The 16919-nt window shown below is 56.6% G+C and carries 14 protein-coding genes; 8 read left to right on the top strand and 6 right to left on the bottom strand.

What is annotated here, in order from left to right:
- Nucleotides 1-134: 134 nt before the first annotated feature.
- The 4 genes from cpdA (at nt 135) to OB87_RS16055 (ending at nt 4534) form a co-directional block, all read left to right on the top strand.
- Complete coding sequence (cpdA, locus tag OB87_RS16070; RefSeq protein WP_033570423.1) at nt 135-962, top strand: 3',5'-cyclic-AMP phosphodiesterase; 828 nt, start codon at nt 135-137, stop codon at nt 960-962.
- Nucleotides 962-1543: an esterase YqiA gene (yqiA, locus tag OB87_RS16065; protein WP_033570422.1), complete on the top strand. Its 582-nt coding sequence runs from the start codon at nt 962-964 to the stop codon at nt 1541-1543. Before cpdA ends, yqiA begins: the two co-directional genes overlap by 1 nt.
- A 186-nt stretch (nt 1544-1729) precedes the next feature.
- Entirely contained in the window at nt 1730-3625 is a 1896-nt protein-coding gene (gene parE / locus OB87_RS16060; protein ID WP_033570421.1) for a DNA topoisomerase IV subunit B, read from the top strand.
- Between the two features lie 12 nt (nt 3626-3637).
- Nucleotides 3638-4534 carry a LysR family transcriptional regulator gene (locus OB87_RS16055; RefSeq protein WP_033570420.1) on the top strand — a complete coding sequence of 299 codons (897 nt, stop codon included), beginning with the start codon at nt 3638-3640 and terminating at the stop codon, nt 4532-4534.
- 64 nt (nt 4535-4598) lie between these two features.
- Here OB87_RS16055 and OB87_RS16050 read toward each other — a convergent pair whose 3' ends face one another.
- Nucleotides 4599-5180, bottom strand: a complete 582-nt coding sequence (locus OB87_RS16050) for an NAD(P)H-dependent oxidoreductase (RefSeq protein WP_033570419.1) — start codon at nt 5178-5180, stop codon at nt 4599-4601.
- A 274-nt stretch (nt 5181-5454) separates the two neighbouring features.
- Between OB87_RS16050 and parC the strand changes: the two genes are divergently transcribed.
- The 3 genes from parC (at nt 5455) to ftsP (ending at nt 10233) form a co-directional block, all read left to right on the top strand.
- Entirely contained in the window at nt 5455-7761 is a 2307-nt protein-coding gene (parC, locus tag OB87_RS16045; RefSeq protein WP_033570418.1) for a DNA topoisomerase IV subunit A, read from the top strand.
- A 237-nt stretch (nt 7762-7998) separates the two neighbouring features.
- A complete protein-coding gene (locus OB87_RS16040; protein ID WP_033570417.1) occupies nt 7999-8736 on the top strand; it encodes a 1-acylglycerol-3-phosphate O-acyltransferase in 738 nt (245 codons plus the stop codon).
- An 87-nt stretch (nt 8737-8823) separates the two neighbouring features.
- The gene (gene ftsP, locus OB87_RS16035) at nt 8824-10233 is read left to right on the top strand and encodes a cell division protein FtsP (protein WP_033570416.1); all 1410 of its coding nucleotides are present in this window, start codon (nt 8824-8826) and stop codon (nt 10231-10233) included.
- Between the two features lie 60 nt (nt 10234-10293).
- Here ftsP and dkgA read toward each other — a convergent pair whose 3' ends face one another.
- From dkgA to OB87_RS16020, 3 genes are all read right to left on the bottom strand, one after another.
- Nucleotides 10294-11139 carry a 2,5-didehydrogluconate reductase DkgA gene (gene dkgA / locus OB87_RS16030; RefSeq protein ID WP_033570500.1) on the bottom strand — a complete coding sequence of 282 codons (846 nt, stop codon included), beginning with the start codon at nt 11137-11139 and terminating at the stop codon, nt 10294-10296.
- Nucleotides 11140-11331: 192 nt separating this feature from the next.
- Nucleotides 11332-12495 (bottom strand): alcohol dehydrogenase, encoded by a 1164-nt coding sequence (gene yqhD / locus OB87_RS16025; RefSeq protein ID WP_033570415.1) that lies wholly within the window; start codon nt 12493-12495, stop codon nt 11332-11334.
- A gap of 21 nt (nt 12496-12516) precedes the next feature.
- On the bottom strand, nt 12517-13257 hold the full coding sequence (locus tag OB87_RS16020) for an NADPH-dependent oxidoreductase (RefSeq protein WP_033570414.1): 741 nt from the start codon (nt 13255-13257) through the stop codon (nt 12517-12519).
- Between the two features lie 204 nt (nt 13258-13461).
- Between OB87_RS16020 and OB87_RS16015 the strand changes: the two genes are divergently transcribed.
- On the top strand, nt 13462-14376 hold the full coding sequence (locus tag OB87_RS16015) for an AraC family transcriptional regulator (RefSeq protein WP_081977407.1): 915 nt from the start codon (nt 13462-13464) through the stop codon (nt 14374-14376).
- 95 nt (nt 14377-14471) lie between these two features.
- Here the strand turns inward: OB87_RS16015 and OB87_RS16010 are convergent, their stop codons facing one another.
- Together OB87_RS16010 and metC are read right to left on the bottom strand one after the other, a co-directional pair.
- Entirely contained in the window at nt 14472-15131 is a 660-nt protein-coding gene (locus OB87_RS16010) for a DedA family protein (protein WP_033570413.1), read from the bottom strand.
- A 338-nt stretch (nt 15132-15469) separates the two neighbouring features.
- Entirely contained in the window at nt 15470-16663 is a 1194-nt protein-coding gene (metC, locus tag OB87_RS16005) for a cystathionine beta-lyase (protein WP_033570412.1), read from the bottom strand.
- Between the last annotated feature and the right edge of the window lie 256 nt (nt 16664-16919).

Below are 16919 nucleotides of genomic sequence, written 5' to 3'. Positions count from 1 at the left end.
GGGAGCTGCCGTTGGCAGCGTTCAAATCGGCGGTGTCGATTTGTCTTCATTCTGGGAGCCGCCTTGCTGCAACGCGAATTTTTGAGGGTATAGATCGATTTGTTAGGCAGATTGCAAAGACCCAAGGACACTATTTGGAAAGCCTGTTGACACTTCCTGTGGCACGTGGGGCCAGAATCAGGATTTTACAAATAACAGATACCCACCTTTTTGCCGGTGAGCGAGGAACGCTACTCGGTGTTGATACTTACCGCAGCTATCAGGCGGTGCTGGATGCCATCGTCGCCCAGCAATGGCAGTTCGATCTGATTACCGCCACAGGGGATTTGGCGCAGGACCATACTCAGGAAGCTTACACGCGTTTCGCTGATGGTATCCGTCGCTTGAATGCGCCTTGCGTCTGGTTGCCCGGCAACCACGACTTTCAGCCCGCGATGGTGGATGTATTGGCCCGCTCGGGAATCGCCCCTTCCAAACACGTGTTGCTGGGCGAACACTGGCAGGTGATCCTGCTGGACAGTCAGGTGTTTGGCGTGCCGCACGGCGAGCTGAGTGAATACCAACTGGAGTGGCTGGAGCGCAGCCTGCAAAGCCAACCGGAACGTCATACCTTGTTGATGCTGCATCATCATCCGTTGCCGTCAGGCTGTACCTGGTTGGATCAACATAGTCTGCGTAATGCCCACAGTCTGGACGCGCTACTGGCCCGTTTCCCGCGCGTGCGTACCGTATTGTGCGGTCATATTCATCAGGAAATGGATCTGGATTGGAATGGCCGCCGCCTGCTGGCGACGCCCTCGACCTGCGTGCAATTCAAGCCTCATTGCACCAGCTTCACCATTGATAATGTCGCGCCTGGCTGGCGTTATCTGGAATTGTTGCCAGAGGGTGAGGTTGAAACTCAGGTATGCCGCCTTGAAGGGAATGAATTTCTGCCAGATATGGATTCGGACGGTTACTGATGCCCACCTTGCTTTATCTTCACGGTTTCAACAGCTCGCCTCTGTCGGCGAAAGCCACGGCGTTGCAGCAATGGCTGGCACAGCATCATCCTCATATTGAGATGCTGGTGCCGCAGTTGCCTCCTTACCCGGCAGACGCGGCAGAACGAATAGAACAACTGGTTATGGAACGTGCCGGGCGGCCGCTCGGTTTGGTCGGGTCGTCGATGGGCGGTTATTACGCCACCTGGCTGTCGCAGCGTTTTCATCTGCCTGCGGTGGTGGTCAACCCTGCGGTGCGGCCCTATGAGCTGCTGCTCGATTTCCTCGGGGATCAGCAGAACCCCTACACCGGTGAGCAATATGTGTTAGAGTCTCGGCACATTTACGATCTCAAGGTGATGCAGGTTGAGCCGCTGGAATCTCCGGATTTGCTGTGGTGTCTGCTGCAAACCGGGGATGAGGTGCTGGACTATCGTCAGGCGGTGGCCTATTACACCGCTTGCCGCCAGACGGTGGAGTCTGGCGGTAATCACGCGTTTGTAGGTTTTGAACATTACTTTGCGCCGATTATCGATTTCCTCGGATTGACGGCAGATTGACTCATCCCGGCACGACCGCGGTGAGCGGTCGGTGCCCATCATCATTCGTATCCCGTAATGTCAGGTTGGTTAACGCGCTTTTACGGCGTTTTCACCCTGATAATCGACGCTTGGCGTTGTGCCTGTGGCACGTATAATCGCGGGATACCGTCTGACTTTCAAACAACGACAACATTCATTCTAACCATGACGCAATCAAGTTATAACGCTGATGCGATTGAAGTCCTCAGCGGGCTGGAGCCAGTGCGCCGCCGTCCGGGGATGTACACGGATACCACCCGTCCCAACCATTTGGGGCAAGAGGTGATTGATAACAGCGTCGATGAGGCGCTGGCTGGCCACGCTCGTCGCATTGATGTGATTCTGCACCCTGATCAGTCGCTGGAAGTGATCGACGACGGGCGCGGGATGCCAGTGGATATCCACCCAGAGGAAGGCGTTCCCGCCGTCGAACTGATCCTGTGTCGGTTACACGCCGGGGGGAAATTCTCCAACAAAAACTACCAGTTTTCCGGCGGCCTGCACGGCGTGGGGATTTCCGTGGTTAACGCGCTCTCCACTCGGGTGGAGGTCACGGTGCGCCGCGACGGTCAGGTCTACGACATCGCGTTTGAAAACGGTAACAAAGTACAGGATTTGACGGTGACCGGCACCTGCGGGCGACGCAACACCGGCACACGGGTGCATTTTTGGCCGGATGAGACATTTTTCGACAGCCCACGCTTTTCCGTATTGTCGCTGACGCATCTGTTGAAAGCCAAAGCGGTGCTGTGTCCGGGGGTGGAAATCGTCTTCAAAGACGGCGTAAACAATACCGAACAGCGCTGGTGCTATCAGGGCGGTCTTAGCGATTATCTGTGCGAAGCGGTCAACGGCCTGCCGACATTGCCGGAAAAACCGTTTGTCGGTGCCATTCCCGGCGACACCGAAGCGGTGGAATGGGCGCTGCTGTGGCTGCCTGAAGGCGGTGAGTTGCTGACCGAAAGCTACGTCAACCTGATCCCAACCTTACAGGGCGGCACTCACGTCAACGGGCTGCGGCAAGGGCTGCTGGACGCCATGCGTGAGTTCTGCGAATTCCGCAATATACTGCCGCGCGGCGTCAAACTGAGCGCCGATGACATCTGGGAGCGTTGCGCCTATGTGCTGTCGCTGAAGATGCAGGATCCGCAATTTGCTGGCCAGACCAAAGAACGGTTGTCGTCGCGCCAGTCGGCGGCGTTTGTCTCCGGCGTGGTGAAAGACGCGTTCAGCCTGTGGCTGAACCAGAACGTGCAGGCGGCGGAGCAACTGGCGGAGATGGCGATCTCCAGCGCTCAGCGTCGTATGCGCGCCGCTAAGAAAGTAGTGCGTAAGAAGCTCACCAGCGGCCCGGCGTTGCCCGGTAAGCTGGCGGACTGTACCTCGCAGGATCTGAGCAAGACCGAACTGTTCCTGGTGGAAGGGGACTCGGCGGGCGGCTCCGCCAAGCAGGCGCGCGACCGCGAATACCAGGCGATCATGCCGCTTAAGGGCAAGATCCTTAATACCTGGGAAGTGTCGTCCGATGAAGTGCTGGCATCGCAGGAAGTGCATGATATTTCGGTGGCGATCGGTATCGATCCCGACAGCGATGATCTGAGTCAGCTGCGTTACGGCAAGGTCTGTATTCTGGCGGATGCGGATTCGGATGGGCTGCACATCGCCACGTTGCTGTGCGCACTGTTTGTGCGTCATTTCCGTGCTCTGGTGCAAGGCGGCCATGTGCATGTTGCTATGCCGCCACTATACCGTATCGACCTCGGCAAAGAGGTTTATTACGCACTGGATGAAGAAGAGAAAGCGGGCATTCTGGAACAGCTCAAACGCAAGAAAGGCAAGCCCAATGTCCAGCGTTTCAAAGGGCTGGGTGAAATGAATCCGTTGCAGCTGCGCGAAACCACGCTTGACCCGAATACCCGCCGTCTGGTTCAGCTCACGATCAATGAGCAGGACATTGAACAGACGCTGGCGACCATGGACATGCTACTGGCGAAAAAGCGTGCAGAAGACCGCCGCAACTGGTTACAGGAGAAGGGCGACAAGGCCGAGCTTGACGTCTGACGCCCAGGCACGATGAAGGTCACTCTGGAAGAGATGCAGGCATTCGTAGTGGTGGTGGACAGTGGGTCCGTCACCGCTGCCGCCGCGCAACTGGGGCAGACCACGTCTGGAATTAGCCGGGCGTTGGGCCGCCTGGAAAGTAAGCTCGGCATGACGTTATTGCATCGCACTACCCGACGTCTGGCGTTGTCGGAAGAAGGGCAGATATTTCTGCAACATGCGCGGGAAGTGTTGCAGAGGGTGGAGCTGGCAGAGGAGCAAATTGCGCTGCGTCGCCGCAAGCCCAGCGGGCGGTTGCGTATCAATGCCGCCGCCTCATTCATGCAGCATTTGATCGTGCCTTTGATCCCGGAGTTTCGCCAGCGTTATCCCTGCATTTCGCTGGAGTTGAATACCGATGACGTGATTATCGATTTGCTGGAACAGCATACCGATGTGGCGATTCGTATCGGCGAGCTACGTGATTCCAGCATCCATGCCCGGCTGCTGGGGGCCACCCGGCTGCGGATTCTGGCAAGTCCTGCTTACCTGAACCGTCACGGTACGCCGCTCAGCGTAGAAGCGTTGAGCGGCCACACCTTACTGGGGTTCACCCAGTCCGATTCACTCAATCTTTGGCCGTTGCGCAGCGCGTTGGGCGATGGCTATCCGATCGTACCGACGATTGCGGCATCCAACGGTGAAATGTTGCGTCAACTGGCGCTGAGGGGAGAGGGCATTGTCAGGCTGTCGGATTTTATGACCCAGGACGATGTGGCGGCCGGGCGACTGGTGCAAGTGCTGGCGGAAGAAACGTTAGACAGACGCTTGCCGGTGAATGCGGTGTACTACCGCAATACGGAACTAGCCAGCCGGATTGTCTGTTTTCTGGATTTTCTCAGCGAGAAGGTGGCACAGCACCCGCTCTAGTCGTGAAGCGGGCGCTACGCCGAGGGTCAATCGGTGAGGGTAAATTAAGGCGATGTGGCCGGAATCAGGCGAAAACCTGCTCAAGGTGCGCACGGTAGCGGGCGATGTCCCGCTCCACGTCCGGCTGCTTGATGACGTCGTTGCAGATGAACGTAGGCAGCGGCGACAGGCCGATAAACTGGTTGGCTTTGTGGAACGGCAGGTAGACGCCATCCACGCCGACACCGTGGAAGAATTGCTCGGGGTCGGTAAAGGCTTCCAGCGGTGCATTCCAGGTCAGCGACAGTAGGTAGTGCTTGCCCTGTAGTAGCCCGCCGGAACCGTATTTCTTGCTGGCATCTGCGCGGGTACGTCCGTCGCTGGCGAACAGGGTGCCATGCCCGGCGGTGAATACTTCGTCGACGTATTTTTTCAGGATCCAGGGCGCGTCCATCCACCAGCCTGGCATCTGGTAAATGACGGCGTCGGCCCACAGGAAATGCTGTACTTCCTGTTCGATGTCGTAACCGTCATCGACGGTAGTGATACGAACCTGACGACCTTTGTCACGCAGGAAAGACGCGGCGACATCCGTCAGGGTACGGTTAAGCTCGCCTTTGGAATGACCGAAGGATTTTCCGGCGTTGATGATGAGTACGTTATGCATGGTTGATGACCTCGGGTGGCATAAAGGGCATGTATCTCAGGCCAGTCTATCCGTTGGGCTTACGAAGAAAAATGTGCCGTGGCGCACAACACTGTTGCTAAATCGTCAATAATCGCCGGTTTTGAACGGGGTAAGGCGTTGCGGCAGCGGGATGCAGTGAAGAGAGACACAACTTGCGGTACTATCCGGGCAGCTTCTGCCACCGCGTGGCTCATCGCGTAAAATAAGCGAGTTTTTTTGAACATGGCAAAACGCCACGGTTTAAGGATTATCAATGAGTGACATGACTCATGACGGCGCAGAGCGTCTTGCGCTGCACACATTTACTGAGAACGCCTATCTCAACTACTCCATGTACGTCATCATGGACCGGGCGTTACCTTTTATTGGCGACGGCCTCAAGCCGGTGCAGCGTCGTATCGTATACGCGATGTCTGAACTGGGGCTGAGCGCCAGCGCCAAATTCAAGAAATCCGCCCGTACAGTGGGTGACGTGCTGGGTAAATATCACCCGCACGGTGACAGCGCCTGTTACGAGGCGATGGTGCTGATGGCGCAACCTTTCTCCTACCGTTACCCGCTGGTGGACGGTCAGGGTAACTGGGGAGCGCCGGATGATCCCAAATCGTTCGCTGCCATGCGTTATACCGAGTCCCGTTTGTCGAAGTACGCCGAAGTGCTGCTTGGCGAACTGGGGCAAGGCACCGTGGACTATGTGCCGAACTTTGACGGCACGCTGCAGGAGCCGAAAATGCTGCCTGCCCGTCTGCCCAATATCCTGCTCAACGGCACCACGGGTATTGCGGTCGGCATGGCTACCGATATCCCGCCGCACAACGTGCGTGAAGTGGCAGCGGCAGCGGTAGCGCTGATCGACGAGCCGGAGACGCCGCTGGATGCGTTGCTGCGCCACGTGCAGGCACCGGATTTCCCCACCGAGGCGGAAATTATCACCCCGCGCGACGAAATCCGCAAAATGTACGAAAGCGGCCGCGGTTCGGTGCGTATGCGGGCTCTCTGGAAAAAAGAAACGATAAAAGATGACGACAATAAGAAGAAGGTCGAAGTTGTCATCACCGCTCTACCGCATCAGGTTTCCGGTGCCAAAGTGCTGGAGCAAATTGCCAGCCAGATGCGGTCGAAAAAGCTGCCGATGATCGATGATCTGCGCGATGAATCCGATCACGAAAACCCGACCCGTCTGGTATTGCAAATGCCCTATTCCAGTCGTGTGGATGCCGATCAGGTGATGAATCATCTGTTCGCCACGACCGATCTGGAAAAAAGCTACCGCATCAACATGAATATGATTGGTCTGGATGGCCGCCCCGGTGTGAAAGGGCTGCGGGAGATCCTGACCGAGTGGCTGGCGTTCCGCCGCGACACCGTGCGCCGCCGTCTCAACTTCCGGCTGGATAAGGTACTCAAGCGCCTGCATATTCTGGAAGGTTTGCTGATTGCGTTCCTGAATATCGATGAAGTCATTCATATCATCCGCAACGAGGACGAACCGAAGCCGGTGCTGATGGCGAAGTTCGGCCTGAGCGACACCCAGGCTGAAGCCATCCTGGAACTGAAACTGCGTCATCTGGCTAAGCTGGAAGAGATGAAGATCCGTGGCGAGCAGGATGATTTGGCGAAAGAACGTGATCAGATTCAGGCGCTGCTGGCGTCTGAGCGCAAAATGAACACCTTGCTGAAGAAAGAAATTCAGGAAGACGCCAAAGCCTACGGCGATGAGCGCCGTTCGCCGCTGAATGAGCGCGGCGAAGCCAAAGCCATGAGCGAGCATGACCTGTCACCGTCTGAACCGGTCACCATTGTGTTGTCGGAAATGGGCTGGGTGCGTAGCGCCAAGGGGCATGATATTGACCCGTCTGGCCTGAGTTATAAGGCGGGCGACGCGTACCGTGCTGCTGCGCGCGGCAAGAGCAACCAGCCGGTGGTGTTCATGGACTCCACCGGGCGCAGCTATGCGCTCGATCCACTCACGCTGCCCTCGGCGCGTGGTCAGGGTGAACCGCTGACCGGGAAGCTGACGCTGCCGCCGGGTGCCACCATTGAGCAGGTATTAATGGCGGCGGACAACCAGCGGTTGCTGCTGGCTTCCGATGCCGGTTACGGCTTTATCTGCACCTTTGCCGATCTGGTAGCACGCAACCGGGTAGGGAAAGCGGTGCTGACCCTGCCAGACAATGCACGCGTGCTAGCGCCGCTGGAGCTGCAACGCGAAGATGATCTGCTGCTGACCGTCACTGCGGCTGGCCGTATGTTGCTGTTCCCGGTGTCTGACTTGCCGGAGCTGTCCAAAGGTAAGGGCAATAAGATCGTCTCGATCCCGGCGGCGCAACTGGCCAGTGGCGACGATCGGATCTTGTGGCTGATGGCGATCGCGCCGCAATCCACCATCACGCTCCATGCTGGCAAACGCAAGTACTCATTGCGCCCGGAAGAGTTGCAGAAGTATCAGGCCAGTCGGGGCTGTAAAGGTACGCCACTGCCACGTGGTTTGCAGCGAGTCGAGCGCATCGAGGTTGATGCACCTGCCGGTATTGCAAGCGTCGGTAGCAGCGAAGAATAGTCCGCCTTGTGGTGGCTGGCGGCCTGTCGTTGTGTGCGACGGGCCGTGAACGGGGTGCCTTTTTCGAAAGGCACCGATGCTGAGGCAGCATTTCCCGTCGAGATTCCCTTTTCGTCTTTCCCTGTACGTCCGATAGCCACTTTGGGGTGGACAATGCGGTCTGCTGCGGCAAGGTTCGCCGTGTGTTTTATCGCGGAGTCGCTATACTAGCGGCGGCTGTTGGCTAATGAGGTTGCTATGTTATTCATTCTCCGCTTTTTGGTGGTGATCGTCTTTTCTGTGGTGCTCTGTCTGGCTGGATTTGTGTACTGCTTGTTTACCCCGAGAGATCCCCGTCATGTTTCCCGATTTGGCCGCCTGTTCGGGCGTTTGTCGGTGGTGTTTGGTCTTAAGGTCGAAATTCGTTATTCGCAAACGTCCCATATTGACGGCAATTGCATCTATATCGCTAATCATCAGAACAACTATGACATGGTGACGGCGGCAAACGTGGTGATGCCCGGCACCGTGACCGTCGGCAAGAAGAGTCTGGTGTGGATCCCGTTTTTCGGCCCGTTGTACTGGTTGACCGGTAACTTGTTGATTGACCGGGATAACCGCGCCAAAGCGCACGGTACTATTTCACAGGTCGTGAAGCATATTAAAGATCGCAACATTTCGGTGTGGATGTTTCCTGAAGGCACCCGTAGCCGTGGACGCGGCCTGTTGCCGTTCAAGACCGGTGCGTTTCACGCCGCAATTGCCGCCGGTGTGCCGGTGGTGCCGATTTGCGTGTCCACCACCCATAAAAAAGTGAAGCTGAATCGCTGGAACAACGGTCATGTGATCGTTGAAGTGCTGCCGCCGGTCGATTGCAGTGCTTACGGTAAAGAACAGGTCCGTGAACTGGCCGCTCATTGCCATGAGCTGATGGCGGCGAAAATTGCAGAGCTGGATGCCGAAGTCGCACAACGCGAAGCGGCAGAAAAACGCTAAGTCAGCGCGAGGATGCGCGGCGTGACCTTGCGGGCTAAATGTTAGCTCGGGATGGAGTAAAGGATTGAATAGGTTTTCGGAGTCATTATGTCATTGAGTCGGCGTCAGTTTCTTCAGGCCTCGGGCATTGCGCTGTGTGCGGGTGCAATGCCGCTGACGGCCAGAGCTGATGGCGGGCAAAACCCGCTGCCCATTCCCCCTCTGCTGGAGTCCCGGCGCGGGCAGCCAGTCTTTCTGACCATGCAGCGGGCGCACTGGTCTTTCTCCGGCGAGCGGAAAAACCCGGTATGGGGGTTTAACGGCCGCTATCTTGGCCCAACGGTGCGGGTATACAGCAATGATGACGTTAAGCTGATTTACAGCAACCGCCTTAATGAGCCGGTGTCGATGACCGTCAGTGGTTTGCAGGTGCCGGGCTCGCTGATGGGAGGAGCCGGGCGCATGATTCAGCCGAACATGGATTGGTCGCCAGTGTTACCGGTTCGTCAGGCGGCAGCCACCTGCTGGTATCATGCGAATACGCCCAATCGTATGGCTCCGCACGTCTATAACGGTCTGGCAGGGTTGTGGTTGGTCGAGGACAATATCAGCAAGTCGCTGCCTATCCCGAACCACTATGGCGTAGATGATTTCCCGCTGATTATTCAGGACAAACGGCTGGATAACTTTGGTGCTCCGCTGTACAACCCGCCTGGCAGCGGTGGCTTTATGGGGGACACGCTGTTGGTGAACGGCGCGCAGAACCCGTATGTGGAAGTCTCCCGTGGCTGGGTACGTTTGCGGCTGCTTAATGCATCCAATGCCCGTCGCTATGTGATGCGCATGAGTGACGGTCGACCGATGAGCCTTATCGCTAACGATCAGGGCTTTCTGCCCGCGCCGATGACACTGAACCAAATTTCGCTGGCACCCGGCGAGCGTCGCGAGGTGCTGGTTGATATGTCCCAGGGCAATGAGGTGACACTGACCGCTGGCGCGTCGGCCAGTATCATGCAGCGGCTGCGCGGGTTGTTTGAACCGTCCACTATTTTGGTGTCATCAGCGATTTTGACCCTGCGGCCTACTGGGCTGCTGCCGCTGGTGACCAACACGTTACCGATGCGCCTGCTGGCGGACAATATCATTGACGGCGCAGTCAGCCGGACGCGTGAGTTCCGCCTTGGCGACAGCCTGCCGGGCATCAACGGCGCGATGTGGGACATGAATCGTGTGGATGTACAAACACAGGTCGGGCGTTATGAACGCTGGATTGTACATGCCGATCAGCCGCAGCCGTTCCATATCCAGGGCGCGATGTTTCTGGTGCGTAGTGTCAATGGCGGTTTGACGCCACCGGAAGACAGTGGCTGGAAAGACACCGTATGGGTGGAAAATGATGTGGAGCTGTTGGTGTATTTCGGCCAGTTCTCCACGCCGCAGTTTCCGTTCCTGTATTACAGCCACACGCTGGAAATGGCGGATCGTGGCTCTACCGCCCAACTGGTCGTACAGCCCTGACCGACGTCGCCCGCGCGTCAGGCGCGGGCAGGAACCGGTGCAATGTCGGTCTGGGCGAGGTTAGTCTTTGCGTGGTGCATCGCTGCGCGGCAGGTCAGGGTCCGGCCCCAGCCGTTTGCCACAGTCGAGCGTAGCCATCTCGCTTAACTCTTCTTTCTCCAGTTTGAAGTCAAACACCTCAAAGTTTTCCCGGATACGCGTCGGCGTCACGGATTTAGGGATCACGACCAGACCGTTATCCAAATGCCAGCGAATGACGATTTGCGCCGGTGTCTTGCCGTATTTTTTCGCCAGCGCGTGAATCACCGGATGGTCGAACAGACCTTCGCCCCCCTGTGCCAGCGGGCTCCAGGATTCGGTCTGGATGTGGTGGGTGGTGTTCCAGGTGTGCAACATGCGCTGCTGGAACAGCGGGTGCAGTTCTATCTGATTGATAACCGGCATTGTGCCGGTTTCTTCTTTCAGGCGCTGCAGGTGGTGCGTATTGAAATTGCAGACGCCGACGCTTTTCGCCAGCCCCTGTTCCTTGAGGTTGAGTAACCTGCGCCAGGCTTCGACGTAGGTATTCTGCTCCGGTAACGGCCAGTGAATCAGATACAGGTCGACATATTCCAACTGCAGTTTACGCAGGCTTTCCTCCAGCGCCTGACGCGGATGCGCCTGATCGCTGTTCCATAATTTGGTGGTGATGAACATATCGCTACGTGGGATATCGGTGTCCTGTAATGCTTTGCCAACACCCACTTCATTCTTGTAAATGGCGGCGGTATCGATGGCGCGATAACCGATGTTCAGGGCTTCGGTAACGGCAGCGGCAGCCTGTTCGTTGCTGGCCTGCCAGACGCCAAGTCCTAGCTGGGGCATGATATTGCCGTCAGCCAGTTTAACCAGAGGTTGCGTCGTCATGTCATTCTCCTTGTTATGCGCGTTCAACGCCCAGCGGTTGGAATAGCCAGACGGTATGGTGGCGATGATGTGGCGATAAGACAAAGACGCCGCCTGAACGGCGGCGTCTTAATGCCGGTTTTCACATCAGGCGGTGCCTGCGCACCAGCAGCGGCCTGCCCTTAAGTGTAGTAGAAAGTCGGTCCGCTGCGGTTAGCGAGCGGCTTCATACACACGTCGGCTGATATCCAGCGTGATGTCTTGGTGCTCACCCAGTGCGGTCATGCCGTGCTCTTCCAGCTTCGCTACCATTGCCGGAATGGAGCTGCCGTCCAACTGGTAGTCGGACAGACGGGTCGGTACACCCATCTGTTCGAAGAAGGCGCGGGTAGCGGCGATAGCGGCATCAATGCGCTGATCTTCGGTGCCATCACGCAGGTTCCAGACGCGCTCTGCGTATTGCAGCAGTTTTTCACGCTTCTGAGCACGACGTTCATTGAGCATCGACGGCAGCACAACAGCCAGCGTCTGGGCGTGATCCAGCCCATGCATAGCGGTGATTTCATGGCCCAACATATGGGTTGACCAGTCTTGTGGCACACCTGCGCCGATCAGGCCGTTAAGTGCCATGGTGGCGCTCCACATCACGTTGGCGCGCACATCGTAGTTTTGCTGCTCTTTCAACGCACGCGGACCTTCTTCGATCAGCGTCAGCAGCAACCCTTCGGCGAAGCGGTCCTGCACTTTGGCGTTAGCCGGGTAGGTCAGGTACTGTTCGACAGTATGGACAAAGGCATCGACTACGCCGTTGGCGATCTGACGTTCAGGCAAGGTGTAGGTGACGACCGGGTCAAGCACGGCGAAGCGCGGGCACACCAGCGGATTCATAAATGCCCGCTTGTCGCCGCTGCTCTTACGGGTGATGACCGCGCCGCTGTTGGATTCTGAACCCGTTGCTGGCAGGGTCAACACCACGCCCAGCGGAATCGCGCTTTCGACCTGCGCACCCCAGGTTTCCAGTATATGCCACGGATCTTCGGCCGCGGTGTAGTGTGCCGCTGCGGCGATGAACTTGGTGCCGTCCGCCACTGAACCGCCGCCTACCGCCAGCAGGAAGTCAATTTTTTCCTTGCGGACAATCTCCACCGCTTTCATCAGCGTTTCGTAGGTCGGGTTCGGTTCAATACCGGAGAATTCCAGGACGTTGTGGCCTTTCAGCGCGTTGATCACCTGGTCGAATACGCCGTTTTTCTTGATGCTGCCACCGCCGTAGGTGATCAGGATACGGGCATCTGCCGGGATTTGCTCAGCCAGGCTGGCGATTTGCCCTTCGCCGAACAGGATTTTGGTCGGGGTATGGAGAGTAAAATTCTGCATGGTTATAAATCCCTTGTAAGGTTACTGGTCCAGTTTAAAGCCTTGCTGTAACAGCGCAGGCAGGACATGGGGGTAATAGACGTGCTGATAGTAGCTGGCGGTATTGCTGCCCCAGGCTTCGCCATCGTGACGTCCCGTTTGCTTCCAGTGGGTAATCAGGGTGTCGTTATATTGTTCGATCGCCGCCGCCAGCGGTTCGGAGCGGTAAACCTCGTCGTGGAGAAACGTCTCCAGCGGCAGGCGCGGTTTCTGGTGCGCTGGTTGGTCTACATAGCCTAGCACCAATCCAACAACCGGGAATGTCAGCGGCGGCAGTTCCAGCAGGTCGATCATGCCTTGTGGACTACGACGCACACCGCCGATTGGCACGATGCCGAGCCCGAAGGAATGCGCGGCGGCGATCAGCGACCCCAGTGCGATGCCGACATCGGTCGCGCCGGACACAATGCTCTCGACGCTCTCGTGAGCGTGCTGTTCTTTACCGCTCATGGCAATGCCGGTGGCGGTTTTATGCATATCCAATACCAGCGTCAGGAAAACCGGTGCCTGTGCAATCCAGGGCTGTCCTCCCGCCAGTTCGGCGATGCGGGCGCGTCGGGCCGGATCGCGTGTCACCACGATGGAAACCTGCTGTGAATTCACCGATGTCGGTGCCAGATGCGCGCTGTTGATAATGGCGGACAACACATCTTCCGGGATCGGCTTATTCAGATAACTGCGCTCGCTACGATGGTGGGTGAGTAGCTCAATGGTTTGATTCATGCGGATTCCTTGTCATACCAGACCGAGGTTGAGTCATGGTGATCAGGTGGTAAGGCGATGGGGTTTATTTTCGGTGTCTATCTACATTCCGACAATGCTCATTTCTCGCTATGTATTGCCTTTTTCTGCAAAGATTAGGAGAAAAGGGTGATTATATGGTCCGAATGTGTCACTTTATTTCCGTTATCAATAAGAGATGAATATATGCAAAATCCTGGTCCACGCCAGCATCTGGTCAATCTGGCGATGCCGCACACCGTCGGCACTGGCGTCAGTCAAACCCCGATTCCGCAGGTCAAGATGATCTACATCGATCGCCACTGCACACGGGCACCGGTGCTGTACGACCCTTGTATCGTGATCATTTTTCAGGGGCACAAGGTGGGGTATCTGGGGGATAAAGTTTTCCAGTATGACCCGGACAACTATTTGCTGATGACGGTGCCGTTGCCGTTTGAGTGCGAAAGCTTTGCCAGCCCGGATAACCCGCTGGTCGGCATTTCCATTCGGGTGGATATCCCAATTCTGCAAGACCTGTTGATCGAAATAGGGGATGACAACTGCGGCGAGAAACGTCGTGCCAATAGCACGGGCATCAACAGTGTGCCGCTGAGCGAGGCCATCCTGTGTGCGACGGAGCGGTTGCTGGAGGCGATGGCGAACGCCCGTGACGCCAGGGTGCTGGGGCCGTGGATTGTGCGTGAAATCCTTTATCATGTGTTGTGTGGGCCCTGTGGCGATTCACTACAGGCGTTGATGAACCGCTACAGCCATTTCAGCCAGATTGCCCGCGCGCTGCGCTATATCGAAAACCATTATGCAGACAACCTGAGCGTGGAGCGTCTGGCAATGGAAGTGAACATGAGCGTGTCGGCGTTTCACCATAACTTTAAGGCGGTGACCAACACCTCGCCTGTGCAGTACCTGAAGTCCTACCGGCTGCACAAAGCACGTTTACTGATGGTACATGACGGGCTGAAAGCCAATACCGCATCCATGCAGGTGGGATACGAAAGCGCTTCGCAGTTCAGCCGGGAATTCAAGCGCTTCTTTGGTGTGACACCAGGTGATGAAGTCGCCAGACTGCGTTCGGGGTCAGGCGTTGTGGAGAGTAGCTAAACTGTGTATCCAGTGGTCGGTGTTGCACCGTAAGCACGGGATACGCCAATTGGTGTCCTGGCAGGCAGACGAGCCAGTCTGCTCGCCGGTGTTTCTCAGGCCATTGCCCGTTTTTTACGCCACAGTACCAGCAGCATTCCCACCAGCCCGCAGCACAACAACACCAGCGGTAGAATACATAATGCGGTCATAACCTGGTCTTCGTAACGTTTGACCAGTGGAATATGGCTGAGGGCATAGCCCAGCGTGACAATACCGGTGACCCACAGAAAACCGCTCAACCAGTTAAAGATCTGAAAGCGGGTGCTGCTCAACCCAGACACCCCGGCAATGGTCGGCAACAACGTCCGCACAAATGCCAGAAAACGGCCAATCAGCAGCGCTGCCAGCCCGTGCTGATGGAACAGACTATGGGTGCGTTGATGATAGTGAGCAGGCAACTGATGCAGCCATTTCTTCACCAGCCGGGTATCTCCCAACCAGCGCCCTTGCAGATAACTCAGCCAGCAACCGAGGCTGGCGGCCACAGTCAATAGCACCATGGTGGGAATGAAGCTCATCACGCCTTTGGCGATCATGGCACCGGTCAGCAGCAATAGACTATCGCCCGGCAGAAAGGCGGCAGGCAGCAAACCGTTTTCCAGAAACAGGGTAGTGAAAAGTATGCCATAAATAACCCATACCACGTGTGGGTCGGCTAAGGCACTGAAGTCTTGCTGCCACAGCGCCTGAATAATTTCATGAACAACACTCATATCGCATCCTGTCTGGTTTGCTGTAACCCCTGAAACGGCGTGAATACGCCGCACTAAGAGCCTATCCCAATAAAGCTATTTTACTTGGCACTTTGGTCCTGGGCCGTGCTCGAACGCCTCACGTACTATGTGTCTGTGTGTACGCTCTGGGTTCTTCGTGCTGTCCGTGTCCAAACTGGCTGCGCCAATGATGCCTATTGGGATAGGCTCTAAGCCTGAAAAACGAGCATCAGGATAGGGGAAAAAAGGTAAACGTATCGTCATTGTTGTTACTGTTCATCATATACGCTTTCCTTCGCTTCCCACAGCGGCATCAAGGGGCTGGAGGGATAGTGGCGTCACATTTCCTGCAATCTCCTGAAGCCAGTTTCCAAATCGGCGATCAAATCGTCGCTATCTTCCAGGCCGATGTGCAGTCGCACTAACGTGCCGGTAAAGTCGACACCGCCTGCCGGGCGAATCGCCGCCAGTTCTTCCGGCTGATTCGCCAGGATCAGCGACTCGAAACCGCCCCAGGAGTAGGCCATGTGGAAGTGGCTAAAATGGTCGAGATAATGGGCCAATTGCTCACGGCTTAGCTTCTCTTTCAGCACGAATGAGAACAGGCCATTTGCACCGCTGAAATCTCGCACGAAGAATTCATGCCCTTTGCAACCAGGCAGCGCCGGGTGGTTGACCGTTGCGACTTCCGGGCGCTCCGCCAGCCAGCGCGCCACGCGCAGGCCGTTTTCCTGATGCTGCTGCAACCTGATGCCGAGTGTTCGCAGTCCACGGCTGGCCATGTAGGCGCTGTCGGCATCGGCCATCTGCCCCATCAGGTAGGATTGCTCGCGCAGTTGATCCCAGCAGCGTGCGTTGGCGACAGCGGTGCCAATCATGACATCGGAGTGACCCGTGATGTATTTGGTGCCGGACTGAATCGAGATATCTACGCCAAGATCGAGCGGCCGGAACAGCACACCCGCCGCCCAGGTGTTGTCGATCATGATGACGATATCCGGGTTAACGCGGCGAACGGCGGCAACAATCGACGGAACGTCCTGTACTTCCATGGTAATGGAGCCGGGTGATTCCAGAAACACCACACGGGTATTCGGTTGGATCAGGCTGGCGATGTTATCGCCAATCATCGGATCAAAAAAGGTGGTGCTGATGTTCATTTTGGTCAGCACTTTGTTACAAAAGTCCTGCGTGGGTTCGTAGGCAGAACCCGTCACCAGCAGGTGATCGCCTGCCGAGACAAATGCGGTGATGGCATTAGCGATCGCGGCGGCACCACAAGGATAGAGCGCGCAGCCTGCACCACCTTCCAGTTCGGTCATGGCGTCCTGAAATGCGAAGTGGGTCAGGGTGCCACGGCGACCATAAAACAAGGCACCTTTAGCGCGGTTGATGGTAGCCTGTTTCTTGTCCTGCACGCTGTCAAATACTAGCGAAGAAGCACGCTGAATCACCGGGTTGACCGCCCCCTGGGTCACTCTTTTGCTGCGCCCGGCAGCCACCAGCGTGGTGGCGATTTTTTTACTCGTCATACGGCATCACCTGTAGCTTAAACATTCCTTGCGTTGAGCGCTTTACGTTATCACGGCTGGGATGACAGGGGGCGGCTTTTCTTATCAAGATGAACATGTCGCTGAGACGGGGTGGCAAATGTGCGCAGAAACGGTGTGCCGGGGAAAGCGTGCAGCAAAATGCGCAAATAATAATGAGAACGACTATCAATTAATTGTGGGTTTGGTATCATTTTCGCCAGATTAACGTGGCATGAAAATGATTGGTGGAGGTACA

Source organism: Dickeya undicola, from assembly GCF_000784735.1.
GTDB lineage: Bacteria > Pseudomonadota > Gammaproteobacteria > Enterobacterales > Enterobacteriaceae > Dickeya > Dickeya undicola.
Note: the sequence above shows the minus strand (reverse complement) of the source record. Positions and strands in the feature narration are given on the sequence as shown.